Below are 23,910 nucleotides of genomic sequence, written 5' to 3'. Positions count from 1 at the left end.
TATTTTTTTTAAAACATACAAGAACAACACCAGGAACAATCAAATGAGAAAAACGTTTTTTACCTCAATAGGCCTATTGCTGATCACATGCAGCAGCTATGCGGTTAATAATCCCAGCACCGATACTTTGCTCTATAAAAATAGTAAAGCCCCTATCCCTGCCCGCGTGGAGGATTTATTGAGGCGTATGACACTTAAAGAAAAGATGTTGCAGTTACAAAACCGGGGATCTGGAAAAATAGACGAGGTCGAACGGATTTTTAATGGACAAAGTTATGGATGTACCCATGAAATGAATATGACGGCCCAGAAATGTGCGGATATGTACCAGGAGCTACAGACCTATATGCGAAAGAAAACCCGGTTGGGCATTCCCATACTTACCGCTGCTGAAGGTATTGAGGGCATCTTACAGAACAACTGTACAATCTTCCCCCAGGCCCTGGCACAGGGCAGTACATTCAATCCGCAGCTGATACAAAAAATGACAAATGCGGCCGGTAGTGAGGCACAGGTAATCGGCATCCACCAGATCCTTTCCCCTGTGCTGGATATTGCAAGGGAACTCCGCTGGGGAAGAGTGGAGGAAACCTTCGGTGAGGACCCGTTTTTGATCGCGGAGATGGGCACTTCATTCATCAGGGGGTACCAGCAGTATAATATTACCTGTACCCCTAAACATTTTGTTGCCCATGGCAGTCCTTCGGGCGGTCTCAACTGTGCGAATGTAAGCGGCGGCGAGCGTGAGCTGCGGAGCCTTTACCTCTACCCTTTTGCCAAGGTGATTGCCAATACTACCCCATTATCCCTGATGTCGTGCTATAGTAGCTATGATGGGGTAGCGGTGAGTGGGTCGTCTTATTACATGACCGAGATATTGCGTGGCGAACTGGGTTTCAAAGGATACGTATACTCAGACTGGGGTTCTGTCGAGCGGCTACAGACGTTTCACCATGCGGTGAACTCAAGAGAGGAAGCAGCGGTGAGGTCATTGGAAGCAGGTGTTGACCTGGATGTCGACGGTGCTTATGAAACCCTGGAAAAAATGGTTGGAGAGGGCAAGCTTGATATGAAATATGTAGATCAGGCGGTACGCCGTGTGTTGAGCGTAAAATTCACCCTTGGCCTCTTTGAGAACCCATTCGGTGACCCTTCCAGAGTAGAAAAAATCGTGCACAGCGCCAAGAATGTCGCTATCTCCAAAGAAGTAGCGGACGAAAGCGCGATATTGCTTAAAAACGACAACAATATTTTACCCTTGAACCTGTCAAAATATAAATCGATCGCGGTGGTCGGCCCCAATGCGGACCAGACCGTATTTGGAGATTATGCCTGGACCGGGCGGGACACCAAGGAAGGCATCACCCTGTTACAGGGGCTCAAAGATGTGGCAGGTAATAAAGTAAAATTCAATTATGCAGAAGGATGTGACTGGTGGAGCAAAGACAGATCAAAGATCGATGAGGCGGTAAAAGCTGCTCAGTCCAGTGACCTTACAATTGTAGCCATCGGTACACGGAGCACCTTTTTGGGCCGCAGTCCGAAATATTCCACTTCAGGAGAGGGTTTTGACCTCAGTTCACTGGAACTTCCCGGAGTACAGGAAGACCTTTTGAAAGCGGTCAAAGCAACAGGCAAACCATTTATCGTTGTTTTTATAGCTGGTAAACCCCTTGCGATGCCATGGGTGAAAGATAATGCAAATGCGGTGATCTGCCAATGGTACGGGGGCGAAATGCAGGGCAGGACATTGGCCGATATCATTACCGGGGCGGTCAATCCATCCGGTAAACTGAATGTGTCCTTTCCGCGTAGCACAGGAAATTCACCGAGTTATTATAACCATTTTGTGACCGATCGCAACGAACCTTTTGATAGCCCCGGCAGTCCCGAGGATCCAAAAGGCCATTATATTTTTGACAGACCGGACCCGCTTTGGAGCTTTGGACACGGCTTGAGTTATTCCAGCTTTAAATATATGGGCTGTAGGTTGGCCGACTCTGTACTTACCTCAAAAGATATCATAAAAATTGATGTTGACATCGAAAATACAAGTGGAATTGACGGACAGGAAGTGGTACAGCTTTATGTCCATGACAAGGTCAGTTCTGTCGCAACCCCGATAAAGCAGCTTAAGGCATTCAAAAAAGAATGGATCAAAAAAGGAAAACAAAAGACTGTGCACCTGGAGATCCCTGTTTGCGAACTTGGTCTGTACAATGTAAGGATGCAATATGTGATTGAACCCGGCGAATTCGAATTACAGATCGGCAGCGCCGCAGACAACATCCACTTCAAAAAAACAGTTACCGTAAGATAATCAAACAATAAGTTGGACCGCCCTTGCAGTTTGCGGAAGACGCTCTTCCAGAAGCTATGGGGCGGCCCATCTTTTCTAAAAAGACAGATAATAAACCAGCTATGGCGGATCTGTTTTTAAACCAGGATCTCGATAAAACCACCTTTTCTAGTCCCCCTTTCATCGCTCCCGCAACCTTCACAGTTATCTCACCCAACAGTACAAAATAGTTCTTTAAGATAAAAAAAAGAAATTTTTGCTCCCATCCCCTTCTCTATAAAACGCGTTTGAACTCAAGTGGTGCGCATTTAAACCGGAATAGCTGTTTCGTGTTTTGTCTGGACAATTACAATTGAAGAGTTCATTGCGCCAACATTATTCAGAAGTCCAAGTTTTTGGGTGAGGAACTCATTATAGGTATTCATATTCCTGGTCAGGATTTTAAGGATAAAATCATAAGAGCCAGTGCAGTGACAACAGTCAACAACTTCGGTAAAACCACAAATTCCCTGTTGAAATTCAGAGATAGCTGCTACAGAGTGATCTGTAATCTGGACATGCAGATAAGCCATCATACAGTCCGGTATTTTACGGTAATCCACGAGTGCCACATAAGATTTGATATAGCCGTACTTTTCCAGCTTCTCTATGCGTTCTTTGATCGGGGTCTGGGACCGGTGAAGTCTGGCAGCTAACTCTTTGTATGTTAAATGTGCATCTTGCTGTAGTAGCTTTAAAATACCAAAATCAGTCTGGTCGGGGCGGAAAGATTCCATTATATTTATTTGGTTTTATGAAAAATTTAGTTAGGTATAATGGTTATCAAATATAGCGGATTTCCTTCCCAAAAGCAAGGTTAACCAACTAAAAAAGAAGATTTTACAAAATAAAATTCGGCCAATCAGAAGCATTTAACGGGGATCAAAATATAATTCCGCAAAAACACCTCAAAACAGAGAAATTCTCTAAAAAGCGGGGTGTTCTCTCATTAAATGGAACTCTTACCGATATTTGTGATAGGTTATCCAGAACATTACGGATGACGGCATAAACGTTTCAAGGTTCGCCTGTAACTGATGCACTTACCAAAGCCCTATAATCAGATTGTAGAAGCTGATTTTTTCATAGGTGGGACAACCTTTAGGCGGATGCCAAGAGGAAGTTTAGGATTAATTAGTTTTTGTAAGACAGTATTTTTTAAGCGGAGTTAGTCCCGATTTTTTGTACTGTTCATTGAAGATGTGAAGGCCGGTAAGTTACCGGCCTTCCTTCTGAAACACCAATTATCAAAAACTATTTTAACACATCCCTTCCACAGTCAGTTCCCACTTAATAAAAAATCAGCAAAACAACAACTGCTCAAGAAAGCCTGTATAATTCCACACATATACCACCAACTAACTGAATATCAATGTATTACCATTAGCACTTTTGCTTATCCCCTGATAAATATAATTACCATACCGCTACCGGACTTTAAACTGGCATCCGCCAAAAAAAACAGGCACCATCGCTAAGACAGCACCTGTTTTTGAGGCAGAAACATTATTTTAATTTTTAGTCTGTCCGGGTAGCAGGATAAATTTGATCAGGTTCTTTTGATCAAAAAAGATTTTTGAGGCCTGCTGAAGGTTTTCTGCATTGATCTTGTCCAGTATAACCGAATGGTCGAGGACTTCAGGCAGGGGCTCGTTATTTTCGATCTGACCTGCCAGATAGTTAAGCCAAAAGCTGTTGTCCTTTAGGGCGAGTTCTACATTCTTGGCGTAAGAGGCCTTAAATTTCTGTATATCAACTTCTGTTATCCCGCCTTTTAAAACCTTATCCATTTCTTCCGAAATACCAGTGATCAGATGGTCCACATTCTTCGGCGCACATCCAAAAACCACGTTGATCGAGAAACGGTTTTGTGGATACTTAACATAGCTGGCCTGGACAGAGGGGCTGTAGACTTCACTTTCAGCTTCACGCAGGCGTTCCAGTACCTTTACGTGAAGGATATCGGCCAATGCTTTCAAAAATAAATTGTTTTGCGGGCTGTATGGATAATCCCCGCTGTATACAAGGCGGACAGAGGCTTTGTTTTCGCTCCCGAGGTAAACTTTCTTGGTGATCCGGCCTTCCGGGATATGTATCCCAAGATCTTTGGCCCTGTGTTTTTGCTTCAGGTCCGGCAAGGCGCCAAGATATTGCGCCAATAAAGGTTTTATTTTTTCAGGGTCAAAATTGCCGACAAAAACAAAGGTGAATCCCGAAGCGTCAGCGAAACGCTCCCTGTAAATTTTCCAGACCTGCTGAAGGTTGATTTTATCCAGGCGCTCAGGCGTTGAGGGCATAGCACGGTAAACATAATTCCCCAGGACAGCATTTATGGTATCGGTAAAATTTGTCACCGGATCAGTCTGGTGGGCCCTGAGATTTTCCTTCGCGCTGCTGATGATGTTTTTAAATAACACTGAATCCACGCGGGGTTTGGTCATCTGGAGGTAAGCCACCTGCATCGCGGTTTCAAAATCTGCAACAGAGCTGCTTCCGGTAACTACTTCTGATCTGGACAGGATATTGGAAACTACATTAACCGAGCGGCCGTTGAGTAATTCCTTTAGCTGGTTGGGATTAAAAGATGCGAGCCCAAAGCGGCTGATCAATGCACCTGCATTGAAGGCATCATCAAATTGTTCATCATCATACAGCGAAGTACCACCGGCTTTAAACCCTTTGAATAAAATCTGGTCATTCTTAAAGGTGGTCGGTTTGAGGATAATACTGATACCATTCTGAAGTTTGAGCTGGGTAATCCCCATTTCCGGCAAGCGCTTTTCAGCGGTTATCTTTCCAGCTTTCGGCAGAACGGCCAATAGCTTGGCATTGACCTGTTCATTTACAAACGGCTGAACTTTCATATTTCCAGCCTCTTTTATCCATGCGTCCACAGTGGCCGAATCGGGTAAAGTAGACTGGTCTTTTTCCGGGGCCAGAACCAGCACGTCCACGTCCGCACTGTTCAGGTACTCATTTAGAATCGCCATAATGTCGCTGAGCTGCACCTCAGGGATATGGCGCTTCACAAAATCTGCTTCCCATTGTATACCCGGGGCGGCGGTACCATGGAGAAAATGTTCTTTATATTCGTTAACAAAGTTTACTGAAGCGGTTTTATCCTGCTCCCTTAAAGTATTCTCAAAGTTTAGCAGGTAGCTCTGTTTCGCCTGGTCAAATTCCTTTTGGGTAAAGCCAAACCTTTTTATTTTCTCCAGAAAACCGAATCCCTGACTGAAGGCCTGTTGAACTTGGCCCTGCTTTGCACTCACCTCAAAAACAAACATATCCAGCCCGCCCATAAAGCTTTGTATACCGATGCTCATATTGTTATATGCCGGATTATCCTGGCGGCTAATTTCCATATAACGCCTTGAGGAGATCAACTGGGAGAGCAGCGATCTTTTGATAAGCTTCAGATAGTCCGCCTCGGTCTTAAGTTCAGCTGCCTGGTGTTTATAAATGATTTCCAGCGTCGTACCGGCCATTTCTTTATCGGTTACGGCCATATACTGTTTTTTTCCTGTTAAGGGTATTTTATAATTGATTCGCTCGCGCTTTGGGCTTAAAGCCTTAAGGTCTGAAAAACTGGCTTTGATCTGGCTTTCCACCTGATCGGGATCAACATCGCCCACAACTATCAGCGCCTGGAGATCCGGGCGGTACCAATCCTGCAAAAAGCGCCTGATTACCGGTTCCTGGAATTTGGTAAGTACCTCATAAGTGCCAATGGGAAAACGCAGGGCATAACGGGAGTTATTGAGCATCATAGGCATATATTTTTTTGACATGCGCTCACTTGCCCCTTTTCTAAGGCGGTCCTCTTCAAGGATAACGCCACGTTCCTTATCGATCTCTTCGGGATCAAGTGTCGCTTCCTGAGCCCAGTCCCTCATAATTTTAATGCCGTTCAAAAGTAATCCAGGATCATCGGTAGAAAGGGGCAGCTGATATACGGTTTCATCGAAACCGGTATGGGCATTCAGGTCTGCACCGAATCTGACCCCTGATTTCTGAAGGTAATCAACAAGCTGGTTTTTGGGGAAATTTTTCGTTCCGTTAAAATTCATATGCTCCATAAAATGGGCGAGCCCCTGCTGGTCATCATCTTCGAGAATTGATCCGATGTTATTGACCAGGTAAAGCTGCACGCGTTTGGCAGGTTCAGTATTTTTCTTGATATAGTAGGTAAACCCGTTTGGCAAAACGCCGGTTTTAACGGATTGATCCAGTGGGATAATTTGTGCTTCTGATGGGCTGCCCAGACATAAAAAGGCAAGAAAACCTAAAAAGCAGTTTCTGTAGAATTTCATTTTTAATTTTTATTTACCGGTTTTTTTTATGTGTTTTTCCGGGTTTCCATTAATCAGGCTGATAACCAGCCAAACAATTAACAGGATGAATAGAAGAATTAAGGAAACGGCACCTAAAGCCCATATGACAGGGCTTAGCTGACTACCGGTATGGTTAAATTTCAGATAAAATGACAAGGGCATCAACACCAACTCTGAGAACAGTAGTATCAGGATGCCTTTTCGAAGGTCATTGGTTTTCATTCGCATAATTCATTGGATTTACTTTCTTGATATTGATTTGCAGCTTTAAGTGATAAAAAAGCAACCGCAGCAGCGGGACATCAGTTTTCGAAAATTTTGGCCAGTTCTTTTTCCAGTGCACCTCCCCTTAAGCTCATGGCAACGATCTTACCACTTGGGTCAATAAGAAAGTTCTGGGGAATGCCCTGTACACCATAAAGCTCCACGGCTTTGTTGGTCACGCTTTGCAGATCAGCAATATGCGTCCATGCGCCAATCCCGTCATCATGTATTGCCTTTAACCATTTCTTTTTGGCTGCAGCAACATCGAGGGAAACGCTTAAAATCTCAAATCCTTTGGGTTTGTATTTGGAGTAAGCCGATTTCAGGTGGGGATTATCTTCCCTGCAGGGGGCACACCAGCTCGCCCAAAAATCAAGCAGCACATATTTCCCCCTGTATGCTGATAAGCTTACCGTTTTCCCTGAGGTATCGGGAAGCGAAAAATCCTTCGCCATACTTCCAATGGAGCTGTTGAGCAGGAACGTTTTGGTATAGCGGATCTGTTTGGCCATTGCTTCACCTTCGTAAGAATTTTGGACTGACTTTGGCAAAAGCCTGAATAAAGGTTCGGCCCTGGCAACATCAATACCATGTCCGGTACTGGCATACCGGGTCAAGGCGTACAAAGCTAATGGGGAGCCGGGATTTTTTTTGATATAACCGGCATATAGATATTCCATTTTTTCTTCTTCCAGCGCTTTTATAGCAACCTCACCGGTTAACAGTTTTGCTTTTTGGGCATACTGCTTTTCCATGGATTTCATATTTTCAAAATCCGACTGGGTTTTTGAACCACTTATAACCGTACTTGAAAGACTTCCCTCATGCGATATTATATACTGTTCTGGTGCCAGAACAACCAGTGCCATGCCCTGGGCCATATCTTTTGTTTTTAGCGTTGCAAAGGTTGCATTCCCCACCCTTCCTTTGAAGGCGTATTTTCCGTCGATAACCTCCGCACTATCGTTAACCATGGGGGCATTAACCATCCCTGTTGAATAGTTCAGGTAAATCCTTTTGAGGTCAAAATTCCGTACCGTACCCGAAATTTTATATTCCTTCTGGCCCATTACCACCATCGGTAAAAATGCGAAGGCTATTAGTATATACTTTTTCATAAGCTGGATTATTTAAAAACTTCAGCGAGCTTGATGTTAAGTGCTTCCCCCCTTAGGTTTTTAGCGATGATAACGCCATTGGGATCAATCAAAAAATTTTGGGGAATGGCAACCACATTATATAGTTTAGCGGCCTGGTTTCCAAATCCCTTCAGGTCAGAAAGCTGGGTCCACTGCAGGTTATCCTTTTCGATGGCGGCGAGCCACGCGGCTTTTTGTGAGGCCGCATCCAGCGAAATGCCCAGGACGTTGAAACCTTTTGCCTTATACTTTTGGTAAGCTTTCACCAGATTGGGGTTTTCCTCGCGGCAGGGTTTGCACCAGCTTGCCCAGAAGTCAATCAGAACATACTTGCCTTTATAGGAAGAGAGGCTCACCGGTGCACCTTTTGTATCATTCATTGAAAACTCAAGTGCCTTACTGCCCAGGGGGATTTTATCGTCCAGCTCTTTTCGCTTTGCAGCTTCCTCAAGACTTGCTTCCGTCCGTTTTTTAAGCACTTCATTAATCCCTTTTCCGATGCTGGAGGTTTTTATTTTTTCTGGGAGGACCATCAGCAGTGTATCGGTCATGGCCGGGGTAACAAAGCCGGACGAAACCAAAGTATATGTTAGAAATGGGGATATAGATGAGTTCGGGTTTTTGCGGATGTAAACAATCATATTGCTCAAAGCGTTTCCAAGAAGATTAGAACTTCTGGTCTGCACTTCTTTTTTCAGGGAATCGTTAGTACTGTAAGATGGGTCCTTGACAATTTTTCCGATTGCCTCGGATTCCTGTCGTGAAAAAGCGCTTATTTTCTGGAGTTCTTCCTGCGCTGAAGCACCGTTACCGGTAGCTTCTGTATTTGACAAACTTGTTATAGAACGGAGTTCTATGGTACCGTTGTCTGGAACCAGGGTAAAATGGTCTTTATCTTTTTTTATGGGTTCATTTTTATTTAGCGCCAGGGTTATGGGAAAGGAAACATCCAGGCTGCCCTTGATGGTATATTTCCCATTGGATACCGAAGCACTGTCTGCTGTTTTTCCAAAGACTTTATCATAGAGTACATAAATTTTTGTGGGCATGGGGTTCAGGTTTTCCAGTTGGCCATTGATCACAAAGTTTTTATTGTCCTGGGCGGTGGCGCTTTTCGAGGCCAGCAATGCCGTCAGAGCGAAGGCGGGCATCAGCATTTTAAGGTTTAACTTTTTCATTCTTTTTGCTATTTTATTAAAGATTAGGGAAAAGAATCCCATTACCAGCGGAACAGTGGCAGCCGGTCCGCTGGTTTAAGGAAGGAATATTCAAGTATTTTAGTATCCCGGATTCTGGACGATTGCGGGGTTCGCCCGGATATCGTCACTGTTGATCGGCCAAAGCGCTTTATTGCTGTTCCATACAATGCCGCCTCCTTTAAGGGCTACTTCTGCACTCATGACCGCATCAATGCTGGCGGTCCTTTTAAGATCAAAAAAGCGGTGACCACATTCTGAAAAAAGTTCTATACGGCGTTCCTGCATTACAGCGCTGAGCAGATCTCCCTGAGTGGAAGCACTGGTCGGGCTTAAACCTGCACGGTCCCTGATCCTGTTCAGGTCAGATTTGGCACCATCCAGGTTATTTAACCTTGCCCTGGCTTCTGACCTGATTAAAAACTGTTCTGCCAGGCGAAAGAGTACAATGTATTCAGTACCGCTGACCGATGATTTATACTTAAATGGAAAATAACCTGTTTCTGCAGATGCAGGCGGGGTGGCCGGTCTGGTCGATGTTCTTGTCCAAAACGTTTTCCTTCTGTCATCGGCCCCGGTTACCGGATTCACCTCGAAGGAACCATAGAGAGATGGGCTCATAGAGGCATTTACGCCATAAGTGAGAAACGATGATGTTGCGGGGATTGTGGCGGGCATGGTATTGGTATAGACCAGATAATCCTTTTCCGGGGATACACCGACCGGAACTAAGGCGAATATTGTCTCAGCACTTGCGGCCAAAAATACTTTATCAATATCCACAGCAGGAAGCAAGATATAAGCAGTGTTTGCGATAACAGCTGTTGCCTGCTCCTCTGCTTTTGCCCACTCACCTGTATAAAGATAAACCCTTGCCAACAAAGATTGGGCGGTAAATTTATTGGGCCTTCCTTTCAGTGTTGTGATAGCGCCTGCACCGTCCCGATATTCAGGGGTCAGAAGGGACTGTGCCTGGGTGAGGTCACTGACGATACTTTGATAAACCTGGGCCCGCGGACTTCGCGGCAACCTGTTACTGATCAAAAAGTCACTTGTCAAGCTCAAAGGAACATCTCCGTACAGATTGACCAGATAAAAATACAGATAAGCCCTTAAGAAATAAGCTTCTCCAAGCCACTGGTTTTTTCTGTTGAGTGTTTCTGAAGCGGTGATCCCCTCAATGGCCAGGTTGGCATTATAGATCTGTTTGTAAAGCTGGATCCATAACTGACCGGCATCTACCGGCTGGAGCAGGTTTGTATAGTAAGGCTGGTTAACCGCGCTTGCGCTGTTAAGGTTCTGAAGCTCGTCAGTGTACAGGCCAGATTTATAGGCTATGCCGGTCCCATCAAACATGGCATTATTGGAGAGATTGCCCAGGATGTTATTTATTGTTGCAGCTGAGGATCTATCGGTAGAATAGGCTGCCTCATTTGCGATACTGCTTGCGGGCAATGGTATTTCTAGAAACTTTTTACAGCCCGAAGTAGATAACAGGGATAACAATCCGATAAAGAAAAAGCTACGGATCAGTTTTTTATTGTTTATATCGTGAATTTTCATGTTCCAGATTTTAAAGGGTTAAGTTAAGTCCAGCGGTAAAAAACCTTAAAGGTGCCATGCCCGCACCCAGGTTTTCAGGATCCAGGTCGCCGTATTTCGAAATGGTGAAAAGGTTAGAACCCTGCAAAGTCAGGTTAAGGCCCTTGATGCGTATTTTTTGCAGAAATGCAGTCGGAAGTGCATAGGAAAGACTCAGGCTATTCAACCTTAAATAAGTGGCATCACTATAGGCACCCGTACTGCTGATGAAATTATTCTGACTGAATAGCGCACCAAGACCGGCAGATGCTTTTGGCACCCCGGTAACATCGCCCGGATTTTGCCAACGCTCCAGGGCAATGACAGAAGTATTGTTCCTTTGCCCGGGGCTGAACTGCTGTGAGCCCAGGAAGTTTTTTCCCATCCTGCTGGTAAGGGAAAAATTAAAATCGAGGGAAATATTTTTGTACCGTAGGGTGTTCTGGAGCCCTGCAAAAAAATTAGGTGTGAGGTCGATAAATTCCGTACGGTCAAGATTTGGATCCAGGGAAACCGGATCGACCAGGGGCCTGAATGTTCCACGGACACCGTTACGGTTGATAAAATTATATAGGCCGGTATTGGGATCTACGCCATCAAAATTAAAAACCTTAATTCCGTTGATCGATTTGCCGATTTCATAATTAAAATTTGTTACAGCCGTTTCTATTCCGGGGTAGGCAAGCAAATTGTTTTTCTGAAAGCTGATGTTAAAAGTCGTCGCCCATGAAAAATCCTTTCCATTGATGTTTTTAGAATTCAGTACAAACTCATAGCCTGTATTTCTGACCTCTGCCGGCGAATTAATCAACCTGGAGTTAAATCCGGTGACTGATGACAAAGGCTGACTGGTCAGCTGGTCTGAAGCGCGGTTGCGGTAATAGGTCGCATCGAAATACAGCCTGCCTTTAAAAAATTCTATCGAAACGCCTACCTCGCCTTTTGTATTGCGCTCCCAGTGCAGTTCGCGGTTGGCCAGGGCATCTGCCTGGAGCCCAAGATTGCCCTGGTAAAGCAGTCCAGACCTGCTATAGGTTGTTAGGTAGCCATAGTTTGGAATATTATCTCCGCCCTGGTTACCATAACTTCCCCTGATTTTCGCAAACGAAACAAATGGAAGGGCATTTTTAAACCACTCCTCCTCGCTGATAATATATGAAGCGCCAAATGACCCGAACCAGCCGAACTGTTTGTTTTCACCGAATTTGGTAGAGCCATCATATCGGGCACTTACGTTAAGGATATATTTGTTCGCCCAGTTATAATTCAGGTTACCAAAGAAGCCAATATACTTATTGGGGGTCTGGTTGTAAACCGTCGTTATATTAGGCTGACCGGTTGCTGTGAGGGCATCTGCAAATGATGGATTATAAACCATATCATCGGAAAGAAAATTGTTTCCGGTCACTTGATTGGAATAAGTCAACTGGTCCTGCAGGGTAAACCCTGTTTTAGCTGAAAGTTTTCCTTTGCCCAGGGCGATTTCGTAACTTACATTGGGATCCACGGTAAAAGTTCTTACCGTATAGAGGTTCATTGTACTGGTGGTAATATAGTTGGTCGATGGATTGTAATAAGCCGATGGCTGTGCCCGGAGTTCTTTTCCTGAGATGTTGTTGTAGCCCACTGTCGCATTAAAGGCCAATCCATTGATAGGTTTATAGGACAGTTGAGCGCTTGAAATCAGGTTATTGGAAACACTTTTATAGATGATGTTCGTTGCCGCGGCAGGGTTCTGGTTGGTCTCCCAGTTCAATCTACCGTTAGGCAAAAAAAGAGGCGGTGCATTGGGGGCCAGTGTGCTGCTGGCACCCTGACTGAAATCAAAAGGTACCGCATCATCGGTAGTCGAATTGTAAGAGGCATTCACGTTGAGTGAAAATTTCTTATCGGGAGTGGTTGTTCCCAGGCTAACATTGATGCCCCCATCACGCGTCGAGCCGCTACCGATCTGGATGCTGTTCTGTTTGCGGTAATTTCCGCTAACCAGGAAATTGATATTCTCGCTGCCACCTGAATAGGAAGCATTTGCACGGTTTACATTTGCATAATTTCCCGAAAATTCTTTAACCCAGTCCGTGTAACGGTCCGTTGGCCATGTGGTCAGGTCCAGGTCCAGGGCCGGATTGGGATTAGTGCCATCGTTCCTCAGCGCCTCGCGTCTAAGCATCAGGTAATCCTGGGTATTGAGCATTTCCGGGGACGATCCGCGGACAGTCAGCCCGGAGGAAACGTTCACGTTCAAAACCGGTTTACCGGCCTTACCTTTTTTGGTAGTGATCAAAATCACACCATAGGCACCGCGGGACCCATAAATGGAGGTCGCATCGGCATCTTTTAAAATATCTATACTTTCTATGATTGAGGGATCGATATAATCAAGTGCATTACCGCCCCTTAATATACTCCCCACGCCTTCGTTTCCGCCAGATATGTAATACTTGGGCAGGTTTCCCGATGGATAGGTAACCCCATCGACAACGATAAGCGGCTGACTGTCCCCGAAAGTGCTCTTTCCGCGGATCAAAACATTGAACGGACTTCCTGGAAGCCCGCTCTGTTGCTGGACAAACAGTCCGGGAACCTGCCCCTGGATGATCTCCAGAACATTTCTTGACGGACTTTTGGCAATATCCTCTGCTTTGAGGGTATACACATTACCAGTGCTGGTCCTTCTGGAGGTTGTCCCATAAGCAAGCACCTGTACCTGGTCAAGGTTACTGATACTCACCTTTAGCTTCACCAATACCGGATTCTTGAGTCCCACTATACTAATTTCCTTCGTTTCATAGCCAACAAAGCTGAACTGCAGGATCTGTTTATCCGGAACAGGTACAATAATGGTATATTCCCCTGCATTATTGGTGAGGGTCGCAATGTTGCTTTCTTTGATGCGCACACTTACCCCTGGCATAGGTTTATCGTTTTCATCGGTTACCCTGCCCAGGAATGCACTGGGGATGTGCTTTATTTCGGATACCTTAATTACTTCTGCGGGCTTTATGACCACTGTATTTCCGACTATTTTATAATAAAGCGGCAGGCCCTGCAGACTTTTATCCATCGCCTGTTGGATGGTCGCATCCCTAAGCTCAACATTAATGACCGATAAGGATTTAATTAGGGCCTTTTTATAAAAAAAGGTATAGCCGCTCTGGCTTTCCAGGGCGTCCAGCAGTTTTTCAAGTTTAATGCTCTTTTCGCTGACATTGATATTCTGACTGAATACTGCCGCGTTTAGGTGCATACAGCCGATGATCATGATGACAGTTGTCAATTTCATTATCATAAATAGTTTTTTGAACCGCACATAATGCGGTTGATACAAAGTAGAAATTTGCATACTTTTGGTTAGTTTGGGTTTACTTGTTTGGTTGAATGATAAGACTGTAATGAGGTTTGCCTAAGCTTTTAGCCGGATCGTGTTGGTAGCACTTTCCGGTTTTTCTGACAGACCGGGTTGTGGTTGTCCCACAACAGGATTAGCTCTGTTTTTTAACGATATTGGTGTTCTCCTTTCAAAATGGGTTAGGTTTAATTAACTATAATTTTTTTGCCTTCGATATCGAACTTAACTCCACCGACTTCTAAAATCTCCAGCACCTGGGAAAGGTTCACATTTCTGGAAATCTTACCCCTGAAGGTATCTTCAGAAATATTTCCCCGGTACTCTACTTCCACATTATACCACCTTTCGAGCTGCCTCATAATGGTTGCGATATCTGCATCCTCAAACTGAAAAATACCCTTTTTCCAGGCGATCGATTCTTCACCATTGGTTCGGGATATCAAAAATTTACCTGAACTGAAAGCGGCCTCTTCTCCTGGTTTCAAAGCCCTGGATACCGCCCCTTTTGCATTTAGGCGAACTGCGCCCTCGAATAGCGTTGTTTTGATCTGTTTTTCATTCGCATAGGCATTTACATTGAAATGTGTACCCAAAACCGTTATTTCCTGCCTGTTACATTCCACTTTAAAGGGTTTTAAGGCGTTTTTGGCGACCTCAAAATAAGCCTCCCCCTGGAGATCTACTTTACGTTCGCTGGATGGAAAGTTTGCAGGGAATTTTAACGAGGAGCCGGCATTAAGCCACACCCTGGTCCCATCGGGAAGTTCAATCTGATAAGCCCCACCCTTTGGGGTGCTGATGGTATTGAAGGTAGGCAGGCCAGATGAATGGGTATCGGCAACGCTGTAAAGCAGTCTTCCCTCGGCTGTTTTTGTGATCCTGACCCCAGATTGGATGGCAAGCTGTCCGTTGGATGCATCATCAAGAACAATTTCACTTCCGTCCCCAAGGGTAAGCAGGGCCCGGTTTCCACCAGGTCTGATGTCATTTTTAAAATGTTTATCTGATGAGGCGATCTGGTTATCCACTTTAGTCCTGTTGAGATAAAAATAAAGACCGAAACTGCACAAAACCAACAGTATTGCCGCCGCAGCGAGGCGCGGAAAAGATAGTAATTTTCTTTTTACAGGCTGGGAATGATTTACCGACAAGCGGTCCCAGACCCGGTCCAGGTTATCTTCAAACCCCGCCTCCTCGATAATCAGGTCTTCCTGAGCGGCAGTTCTAAGATACCAGGTATCCAGGATGGCCATCTCCTCAGGGCTTAACATTCCTGATCTGTACTTTTCCAGTAATTCCTTTGCTTTTGTGGTAGACATATAGGGAAGGTATTTTATTACCTTATAATAGCAATACGGATAAGTATGTCCCTGGTAGTAGTTTTATTTTAAAAAAAAATTAACATTATCTTAAAGCAGGATAAAAGCGTCCCCCCTTTATAAAAAGAAATTAAAAAACACATATAAATCAAGCCTATTGCGAAGGATTTTTATGGCATTGTTAATCTGTTTTTTTACCGTTTTATCAGAAATATTCAGTTCGGCCGCGATCAGCGCGTGTGATAGGTTCTGGTTTCTGCTCATCTCAAAGATTTCGCGCATTTTCTTTGGCAACAGCGTGATTTCCCTTTCAATCAGTTTACCAAGTTCCTTTTCCCTGATGGTATTGTCGGTAATATAGGAACCGCTTTCTATAATTTCCTGCAGCGATTCCATGTGCTTGTTTTGAACTTTTTTGTGCGCGAACACATCCAGGACCCGGTTTTTCACCGACCGGTACAGATAGTAGTTCAATGGGGTTTCTATATTGTACTTTTCAGCACGGGTCCACAGCGCCGAAAAGAGATCATGAACGAGGTCTTCGGCCTCGAGGTCATCCTTCAGCATCCTTAAAGAATGCAGGAACAGAACAGCCTTATAACGGTTATAAATTTCTGTAAAAGCCGACCTGTCCTTATTGCTAAGCAGAACAGCAAGCTCTTTATCACTAAGCTTGTCATAGAAAATCATAGTACTATTGGGATCACTATACTTTTTAGATAATTCCACTGAAATTTTATCATTATAAATTTAAGTGCTGAGTAAAAACCGGAAGTGCAGGCTAAATTTAGCAAAATTAGCACCGACATCTGTAAAACGCTATAAATTAAAAGAAAAATAATGGCATTTCACGCAAATAGTCGATCAATAAGGATTTATTGCCGGAATATAAACGCTGGAATATATGTTATGAAGTCCCTACCCAGCCTGAATACAGTAAACACGGATCGAATCTGTTGTCAATTCATAAATCACTTAATTTTAAACCGTTTTCACTGAAACAGGTGCTCTTATCTTTCTTAACACCTCAGGAAACAGACGGAGACATTTCTATCTCGGGAAAGCCTAAAAGGCGCTTCAAAGCTTATCTGCGCACTATGATATAGCGTGCTGCCGGAACAGTGTAGGTGTAATCCCAGTGAATTTTTTAAAAAACCTGTTGAAATAGGACAGATTCTCAAAACCAAGTTTATAGGCGATTTCCGACACCTGGAATGAGGTATTCAGTAAATAGGTCTTGGCATCCTTCAATACTTTTTCCTGTATTACCGAGGAAGTTGTCTGCTGCCTGATTTCCATAATATTTTTATTAAGCCGGTTAGGGGTAACATTAAGTAGTTCCGCTAACAATGATGCCGAGGGCATGACCTGCTTTTCACCTGCTGCCAACTGTCTCATGTAACACTCTAAAACTTCCAGGAACTGGGTATATAAATATTGGTTTTTATTCCCGGGCGACGAGCAGTCCTCCGCGATGGCAAGATGTATGCGCTTTATCTTTAGCAGATAAATGGCAAGCAACTTTTTAGCCATTTCAAATTTATCGGGCCTGTTGGAGCGCATCTCCAGTATCATCTCATCCACGATAAATTTTAATCCTGCTGCCTCTGGGGGCTGTAAGCCGAGAGGGACAGATTTTAGCGGGTCAAAGAACGGGAAACTGTCAAAATATTTTGGATGGCTGACATCCATGTCAATGAAATTCCTGGTAAAATAGATGACAGTCCCTTTTAATTTCCCAGTCCTCGACCAGGATTCGAGTTTCCCCGGGTAGCTGAAAATTAACCTATTAAGCCCTACTTTTACTTTTTTGTCTCCCTCAATGTGAATTAGGTGGGATGATTCCAGATGGATGATGCGGTAGAAATTTGTCCTGCTTAAGGGCATATGTTTCAACTTTTCACCCTTTTGATCCTCCAATCTGATGCAGGCAAACTCCCCTTCCAGTTCCATATCAATACCATAAGCCTTAAAGAAATCAGCTATCGTTTCCAGTAAAGGAACCATATCGGAGTGTGTTTTCATCGCTGAGGGCATTTCAAATGTTGATGTATGATAAAAGTATTAAAAATTACACGGAAAGTACTAAATCAACCTTAGAAAAGTTTGTGTTATTTGGAAAATAAATAAGACTTTTTCGAATGTTCAACTGATGGAACTGGCGTCGCTTTAAAGCTAGTACTGTTGGAATGATGAACATTTTCAATACATACAGAATGTATTATATAAAGATAAGCTGATAAATAAACAATCCAGGATAGGCAATTTAAATTTTATAATTGAATTAACCTGCCCGGTTTAAAACTTGAAGATGAATAATAATTTAATTAAGATCTGCGGAATACTGTTTTTTTTCTTTGTTCTTGCCTGTTCCAGAAGTCCCAAGAATGAAAAAAGGATAGATAAAGGCTCAAAAATAAACCATGGGGTTATTTCAATACCAGATGTTTTAAAATCTGATATTATAGCGGATGACTTTCTGCTTGACTTTAAATGTGTTGAATTGAAGGGGTACCAAGCTAAGGAAAATACTATAGATTTCAAGCATGTGAAAATTACAGGCAATCACATTTATCTTTTGGATGTAATCCAGAATAAATTTTACTGCTTTAGCCAGGAAGGTACTTTACGGTATGTGGTAGATTTATCCAAATATAAGACAGAGGATAACCTAGTCCTAGAGGCGAGCAGTTTTTTTATAGCGCATGATGAAATCACATTTATAGACACTGGAAATAGAATTGTCGCAACATTCAAAAAAAATAAATTAAAAGACATTAAAAAAACATCATTTTGGGCGTCAGAGGGTGAATTTGTTAAAAAAAATGCTATTGTTATTTATCAGGGCTATGTGAACAGTGATTTTGGTACGCCATATTATTTCGTTCAGACCGATAGCAACTTTAAAGTGGAGAAGCGGTACTTGCCGGTTGCTAAAGATGAAAATGAGGCAAGTCTCAGAACTGGTACGGTTGCAAACCATATTTTTAAAACGGATAATTCATGTAACCTGTTGATTGATCAGGAAAATGCCATTTATAAGTATCCTGATTTCAGTAAGCCAGCATATAAAGTGGATTTTGCCAAATACAACTTTAACCTTCTAAAAGCAATTTCGCAAAACCTGCCTTCACCAAGTAATTATAATTTCGCAAGGATCAGTACGTTTTGGGAAAGCAACGAAAATATTGTTTTTTCCTATTTTCTACAGAAGGAAATGTGTTATACAGTCTACAACAAGAAAAGCAAGCAAGTTCTCAATAGGTTTGGTGTCAGAAATTTCACAGATTTTATGTTATATGGTATTCACGGTAATCACCAGGACTTTTTTTATTTATTAGTCGAGCCAGACCAGTTGAATGTTATACTAAAAAGTAATCAAACAAGTTTCTTGGAATCCTTTACGAAACAATTGCCAGGTTATAATGCATACAGCAAAAACGCTGTTCTGGTATTGTTTAAATTAAGAAATTTTTGACCGTAGGATACCCCGAAAAATACAGCTACTTAAAAAAAAAGAAGTTGCCCATGGCATTTTTTCTTTTTTTGTACGGGATTATTGCATACCCAAAAACCAGTCGAAGCCCATCCATTATTATGAATGCGGCCCATATATCTTTTTTAAAGTTAAACAGGGCGAATTTACCTTAACCCTTACTGACTTAGCCTTTAAAGCAAAATTTTAAAAATATCTGGTGCGCTAAATGTATTATCGATCCCAAAATAGGCTTTCACGAGTAAATTCATAATACTAATTATTATGTGAGGTCACTTAATAACCAAAAATGGCAACAACATGGAAACGTGCAGCGGATTTCCGCCGATGTCAGTATTTTAGTTAATGAGCCTTGCGGTCCTGGGGAAGGGGCCGCTCATAATTAAAGGGTGGTCTTTAGCTTAGCCCTTTATCTAACCGGTCGGTGTGCACCATTGCTCTCCCCTCAGGCAAAGCGCAAACAGAACATGTTGACACTGACTAAGGTTTATCTTTTAAAAGACAGGAGCACGGCCTCTGCTGGCAGAAGTAAATAAACCGGTCTTCCACATTCAACTGTCTGAGCGGGTGATGTCTTTTTTTTAGCCACTCCCATATTACTATCAATCAAATGAGCCAATCGAGCTTCTGCCGTCATTAAAGACATCCAAGTTGCTCCGATTTAAAAGCCGGAGCTTTAAAGCTTACACAAAAGCCATATCAACGCAAACACGGAAAGGTTTTTATACTTTTTTTTTCAATTTTAAGGCAACCAAACCAAAAAAAACCGCGTATTCATTTAAGATTAACACGGATTCTATTTAAAAAGCCACAACTGACGACAAATCGACATGGCTTTTTGGATAAACAAAGAATAAACAACAAAAAAAAAACCGGACATGACTGATAAAAAACAAGTTATCGCGATTCATCCACTGTATTTACGATATTTTATGCACATCACCGATAGCACAAAACAATCCCCCCAAAAACCAAAATCCAGCTGCTCACCGTACAAACAGTATATAATTTAAAAAATGAACCGACTCCCAATTTTAATTAAGCAACTATGAAAAAACAAACTTCAATCTTCCTACTGGCCGCGTTTACTGTCTTACTTTTTGCCTGTTCAAAGAAGCAGGCAGAAGAAATGATACCCGAGGATCCAAGTGCGGTAACCACAGAAAACGTGACCTATTCCAACTTTGCCGGTGCACTTTTCCAAAACAAGTGTTCCAGCTGTCATGCGCCCAACAGCTCTATGAGCAGTATCTGGACACTTAACGGCTTAGCCTCCATAAAGAACGATGCGCGCGTGGCCAATGCAGTTCTGGTTACCAGGACAATGCCGCAAGGGGGCAGTTTAACTACAAATGAAAGGACGTTATTACAGGCCTGGGTTGACAAAGGCATGCCGCAATAATACAGGTCCAATAGCGAAACCAAAATATCCATTAAAAACTTAAACAGATATACCGATGCAAAAATTATTTTTCATGTTAACAGCCCTGTTTGTATGCACAGGCGTAAAAGCACAGATATTGGTAAGTAAAACTGTTACCTCTACATTTTTTTCTTCAACACCAATAGAGGATATAGACGCCTCCAGCAAGGGCGGGGCATCGGCCATAAACACCAAGACCAACGAGATCATTTTCAAGGTCAGTAACAGTTCATTTCAATTTAAGAAAAAATTGATGCAGGAACATTTTAACGAAAACTACATGGAAAGCGATAAGTACCTAACTTCGGATTTTAAGGGTAAAATTGTGGAACCGATCGATTTTTCGAAACCGGGCACCTACCCTATTACAATAAAGGGCAATTTACAGATCCATGGGGTTACCAAAGCATACCAGGTAAAGGGATCGCTGGTCATTACCGGTGAAGAAATAAAGGCTGCCTCAGCCTTTAATGTAAAGCTCGTCGATCATAATATTAAAGTTCCAACTCTTGTTTTCAAACAGATAGCAGAAACCATACAGGTAAAAATGACCGCTGTTTATCAAATTAAAAAATAACACCTTATGAAGTATCATTTAAAATCGCTTTTATACCTGTTTATCCTTTGCTCACCGATGGCTGCTTCTGCACAGGATCCGCTAGAAAATTTCCTGCAGATGCCGGCCGAAAAAAAGAATGTCAAGGCCACCTTTAAAGCCACCAAACTCATTAACATACAGACCAATGAGACCATTTACAAAAATGAAATGGATTTCAGGGTAGATCACCGGTTTGGAGATATTGCTGGCAATGGCGGTGGAATTAAGAACTTTTTTGGACTGGACCAATCAACGGATATCCGCATCGGTTTTGATTATGGTATCAGCGACAGGCTATCGATAGGTTTAGCCAGGGCAAAGGGCGCAGGCATAGTTACACAGTTGTACGAGGGCAATATAAAATACCGGTTATTGGAGCAGACTGCGGAAGAAAAAACACCAGTATCTGTAACGCTATTTGGCAGTACCACCATTGCTGCCGTAAAGGCATCAACCGATCCGACTGCGGTGAATGCCTACAGCGAATTTCAGGACCGGCTGGTATACGTGGTGCAGGGGGTGATCGCAAGAAAATTCAGTACAGATTTCTCAGTGTTGGTAATGCCCTCGTATATCCACCGCAATTTTACGGTGTTCGGGGACCAGAACGATCTGTTTGCGGTATCGGTTGGCGGCCGCATCAAGATTACTAAAAGGATGGCTTTTGTTGCCGATTATACCATTCCTTTCAGGGACAAAGATAAAAAGGCTTATCTGGAAAGTACCTATGGAAATCAATTCTATAACACGCTTGGCGCCGGACTGGAATTCGAAACCGGTGGGCACATTTTCCACCTCAACTTTACCAATGCGACGGCCATACAGGAGTCGCAGTTTATTACCGATACCAATACTTCCTGGCTGAAGGGCCAGTACCGTTGGGGATTTAGCATTGCCCGCAGATTTTCTTTTGATAAGAAGAAAGCAAAGTAGATCAATCAAAGAACAAACAAACGAAACAACCATGCAAAGAACCGAATTTATCAATTCTCCGGGCCTGGGCATTGCCCAGGCCTGCACGCAAACCTGCTTTTCGGCACGTGGCAAAAAAGCGGTTCACCGGAACCCGGCAGACCAGTGGTGGCGTTGCTCCTTTTGGAACTGTGCCTGGTGCAGAACTCAGCTCCCGTTCATTAACCATAGAAACTTCTATTATGATAAACAGCAGTTTACAGGCATGGCTTCCAAGCGAGATTAAGTTCGCTCTGGTTTCCTTTCTTTTTCCCGCGTAAATTTTTCTTCAACTGCAGGGGAAGACACCCTCTTTCCCCTGCAGCTATTTCCCGGTATTTAGTTATCTGAAACAATAAGAGCTTAGCGGGCTGTGATTTTACACTCATTATCGGCCCTACCTTTTCGGCACTGACATGTTTGATTACCTGGGTTTTTATAACGCTTTGCTTCTGCTGCAATTGAACAGTTACAGTTCTGGATATGTAAGTGGAACATTTCGATTTTGACATGTTGATCAGGGCGATAGGCATCCAGGAAAATATGGCACTGGCATTTAAAAGAATCGGACTGCTAGTCGGATAAATTTAAAAGGACCATTGACCGGGATGAATGTTCTCACCGGTATTTACGCATGAGATTGCCTTACGGGCCCAGCTCTCCTAGGTGAAACAAGTTTCAAAAACCTTAAGGCGAAAACCGGACAGACCTGTTATTACCATTAACATTTTACAGCCCAGTAATACGCGGTAAGGGAAAATGATCCATTTTTTAATTCTTTAAGATACCCTATACTACAATTTCCTGATTTACATACGACCTGATGATACGCTGAACAAAAAAAATGACTGTATGAACAAAACAAATTGACATTCTCAACAAAACCCTCCCTGATTGATCTCCCTAAATTTGTACTATACATTTAAACACCAGCAAATGGGACGTAATAATTATCTGGATATTAAAATATCGTTTACAAGTATGGGAAACCCTGGAAATTTAGCACTTCACCCCCACACCGGCTGATAAACTGAATATAAAATGCGTACTGGAGGCGAGCAAAGACATGTTGACATCGACCCCCTGGCCGAAAAATTTTCACAAAACAAACCATACGGGCGATTGGAAGCTACTGTGGGATAAAAATAATTGAGAAAAAAAGAAAATGAAAATCTTAGAAGGAAAAACCGCCGTGATTACAGGCGGGAACAGCGGCATCGGATATGCTACGGCAAAGGAACTTAAAGAAAACGGTGCAGAGGTGATCATCACCGGAAGAAGAAGAGATGCTGTTGAAAAAGCAGCCAGGGAACTGGGCGTAACCGGTATTGTAGCAGATCAGTCAAACCTGGAAGATATAAAGGCACTGGTAAGCGAAGTTACGGGAAAGTCTGGCAAAATAGATATCCTACTGGTAAATGCAGGGATCAGCAAATTCTCACTTATTGAGTTTATGCCTGAAAATATATTTGATGAGATTATGGATGTAAATTTCAAAGGAGCCTATTTTACGCTGAGCAAGTTCATTCCGATTTTAAACGAAGGTGCCTCGGTGATACTGTTGTCTTCAACGTCCGCACATATTTCACCACAACAGGCATCTGTGTATGCTGCAAGCAAGGCAGCATTAAATGCGGTCATGAAAATTGCTGCGCTTGAACTTGCGGGCCGTAGGATAAGGGTAAACGCAGTGAGTCCCGGGCCCATTTCTACAGAGATTATGGAAAAAATAGGCCTTAATCAAAATCTGGAAGATCACATGATCAGCACCATACCGCTGGCAAGGTTTGGAAAACCGCAAGAAGTGGCAAAACTGGTGGCCTTTCTCTCCAGTGGGGATTCCTCTTTCATTACCGGATCGGAGTATCTGATCGACGGCGGCCAGTGCGTATAGTTGAAGATAAAAGGTTCGCCAGTCTCAA

The 23,910-nt window shown here is 43.1% G+C and carries 16 protein-coding genes; 7 read left to right on the top strand and 9 right to left on the bottom strand.

Going from position 1 to position 23,910, the window contains the following annotated elements:
• The first annotated feature begins 43 nt into the window (after positions 1 to 43).
• On the top strand, positions 44 to 2,320 hold the full coding sequence (locus R2S57_RS05075; RefSeq protein ID WP_316843992.1) for a glycoside hydrolase family 3 N-terminal domain-containing protein: 2,277 nt from the start codon (positions 44 to 46) through the stop codon (positions 2,318 to 2,320).
• A gap of 287 nt (positions 2,321 to 2,607) precedes the next feature.
• On the opposite strand, the gene R2S57_RS05070 is transcribed toward R2S57_RS05075, so the two are convergent.
• From R2S57_RS05070 to R2S57_RS05030, 9 genes are all read right to left on the bottom strand, one after another.
• Positions 2,608 to 3,075, bottom strand: coding sequence for an Lrp/AsnC family transcriptional regulator (locus R2S57_RS05070; RefSeq protein ID WP_316825951.1), 468 nt, complete (start codon positions 3,073 to 3,075; stop codon positions 2,608 to 2,610).
• 774 nt (positions 3,076 to 3,849) lie between these two features.
• Positions 3,850 to 6,651, bottom strand: a complete 2,802-nt coding sequence (locus tag R2S57_RS05065) for a M16 family metallopeptidase (RefSeq protein ID WP_316843991.1) — start codon at positions 6,649 to 6,651, stop codon at positions 3,850 to 3,852.
• A 323-nt stretch (positions 6,652 to 6,974) separates the two neighbouring features.
• Positions 6,975 to 8,054, bottom strand: coding sequence for a TlpA disulfide reductase family protein (locus R2S57_RS05060; RefSeq protein ID WP_316843990.1), 1,080 nt, complete (start codon positions 8,052 to 8,054; stop codon positions 6,975 to 6,977).
• A gap of 8 nt (positions 8,055 to 8,062) precedes the next feature.
• A complete protein-coding gene (locus R2S57_RS05055; protein ID WP_316843989.1) occupies positions 8,063 to 9,253 on the bottom strand; it encodes a TlpA disulfide reductase family protein in 1,191 nt (396 codons plus the stop codon).
• A 99-nt stretch (positions 9,254 to 9,352) separates the two neighbouring features.
• On the bottom strand, positions 9,353 to 10,834 hold the full coding sequence (locus R2S57_RS05050) for a RagB/SusD family nutrient uptake outer membrane protein (protein ID WP_316843988.1): 1,482 nt from the start codon (positions 10,832 to 10,834) through the stop codon (positions 9,353 to 9,355).
• 10 nt (positions 10,835 to 10,844) lie between these two features.
• A complete protein-coding gene (locus R2S57_RS05045) occupies positions 10,845 to 14,135 on the bottom strand; it encodes a SusC/RagA family TonB-linked outer membrane protein (RefSeq protein ID WP_316825946.1) in 3,291 nt (1,096 codons plus the stop codon).
• 251 nt (positions 14,136 to 14,386) lie between these two features.
• The gene (locus R2S57_RS05040) at positions 14,387 to 15,520 is read right to left on the bottom strand and encodes a FecR family protein (protein ID WP_316843987.1); all 1,134 of its coding nucleotides are present in this window, start codon (positions 15,518 to 15,520) and stop codon (positions 14,387 to 14,389) included.
• Positions 15,521 to 15,637: 117 nt separating this feature from the next.
• Positions 15,638 to 16,249 carry an RNA polymerase sigma-70 factor gene (locus tag R2S57_RS05035; protein WP_316843986.1) on the bottom strand — a complete coding sequence of 204 codons (612 nt, stop codon included), beginning with the start codon at positions 16,247 to 16,249 and terminating at the stop codon, positions 15,638 to 15,640.
• 366 nt (positions 16,250 to 16,615) lie between these two features.
• Positions 16,616 to 17,473 carry a helix-turn-helix domain-containing protein gene (locus R2S57_RS05030; RefSeq protein ID WP_316843985.1) on the bottom strand — a complete coding sequence of 286 codons (858 nt, stop codon included), beginning with the start codon at positions 17,471 to 17,473 and terminating at the stop codon, positions 16,616 to 16,618.
• Positions 17,474 to 17,831: 358 nt separating this feature from the next.
• Here R2S57_RS05030 and R2S57_RS05025 point away from each other — a divergent pair, with 358 nt between their 5' ends.
• The 6 genes from R2S57_RS05025 to R2S57_RS05000 all read left to right on the top strand — a co-directional run bounded on the left by R2S57_RS05025 (position 17,832) and on the right by R2S57_RS05000 (position 23,882).
• Complete coding sequence (locus tag R2S57_RS05025) at positions 17,832 to 18,998, top strand: 6-bladed beta-propeller (protein ID WP_316843984.1); 1,167 nt, start codon at positions 17,832 to 17,834, stop codon at positions 18,996 to 18,998.
• A gap of 1,066 nt (positions 18,999 to 20,064) precedes the next feature.
• Entirely contained in the window at positions 20,065 to 20,418 is a 354-nt protein-coding gene (locus R2S57_RS05020) for a hypothetical protein (RefSeq protein WP_316843983.1), read from the top strand.
• 55 nt (positions 20,419 to 20,473) lie between these two features.
• On the top strand, positions 20,474 to 21,016 hold the full coding sequence (locus R2S57_RS05015) for a YceI family protein (RefSeq protein WP_316843982.1): 543 nt from the start codon (positions 20,474 to 20,476) through the stop codon (positions 21,014 to 21,016).
• A gap of 6 nt (positions 21,017 to 21,022) precedes the next feature.
• On the top strand, positions 21,023 to 21,970 hold the full coding sequence (locus R2S57_RS05010) for a DUF5777 family beta-barrel protein (protein WP_316843981.1): 948 nt from the start codon (positions 21,023 to 21,025) through the stop codon (positions 21,968 to 21,970).
• A 31-nt stretch (positions 21,971 to 22,001) separates the two neighbouring features.
• Complete coding sequence (locus tag R2S57_RS05005) at positions 22,002 to 22,235, top strand: hypothetical protein (protein ID WP_316843980.1); 234 nt, start codon at positions 22,002 to 22,004, stop codon at positions 22,233 to 22,235.
• Positions 22,236 to 23,153: 918 nt separating this feature from the next.
• The gene (locus tag R2S57_RS05000) at positions 23,154 to 23,882 is read left to right on the top strand and encodes an SDR family oxidoreductase (protein WP_316825937.1); all 729 of its coding nucleotides are present in this window, start codon (positions 23,154 to 23,156) and stop codon (positions 23,880 to 23,882) included.
• The last annotated feature ends 28 nt before the right edge of the window (positions 23,883 to 23,910 follow it).

The organism is Pedobacter psychrodurus, from assembly GCF_032678585.1.
In the GTDB taxonomy this organism is placed as follows: domain Bacteria; phylum Bacteroidota; class Bacteroidia; order Sphingobacteriales; family Sphingobacteriaceae; genus Pedobacter; species Pedobacter psychrodurus_A.
This window is presented reverse-complemented; position numbering and strand designations above follow the sequence as displayed.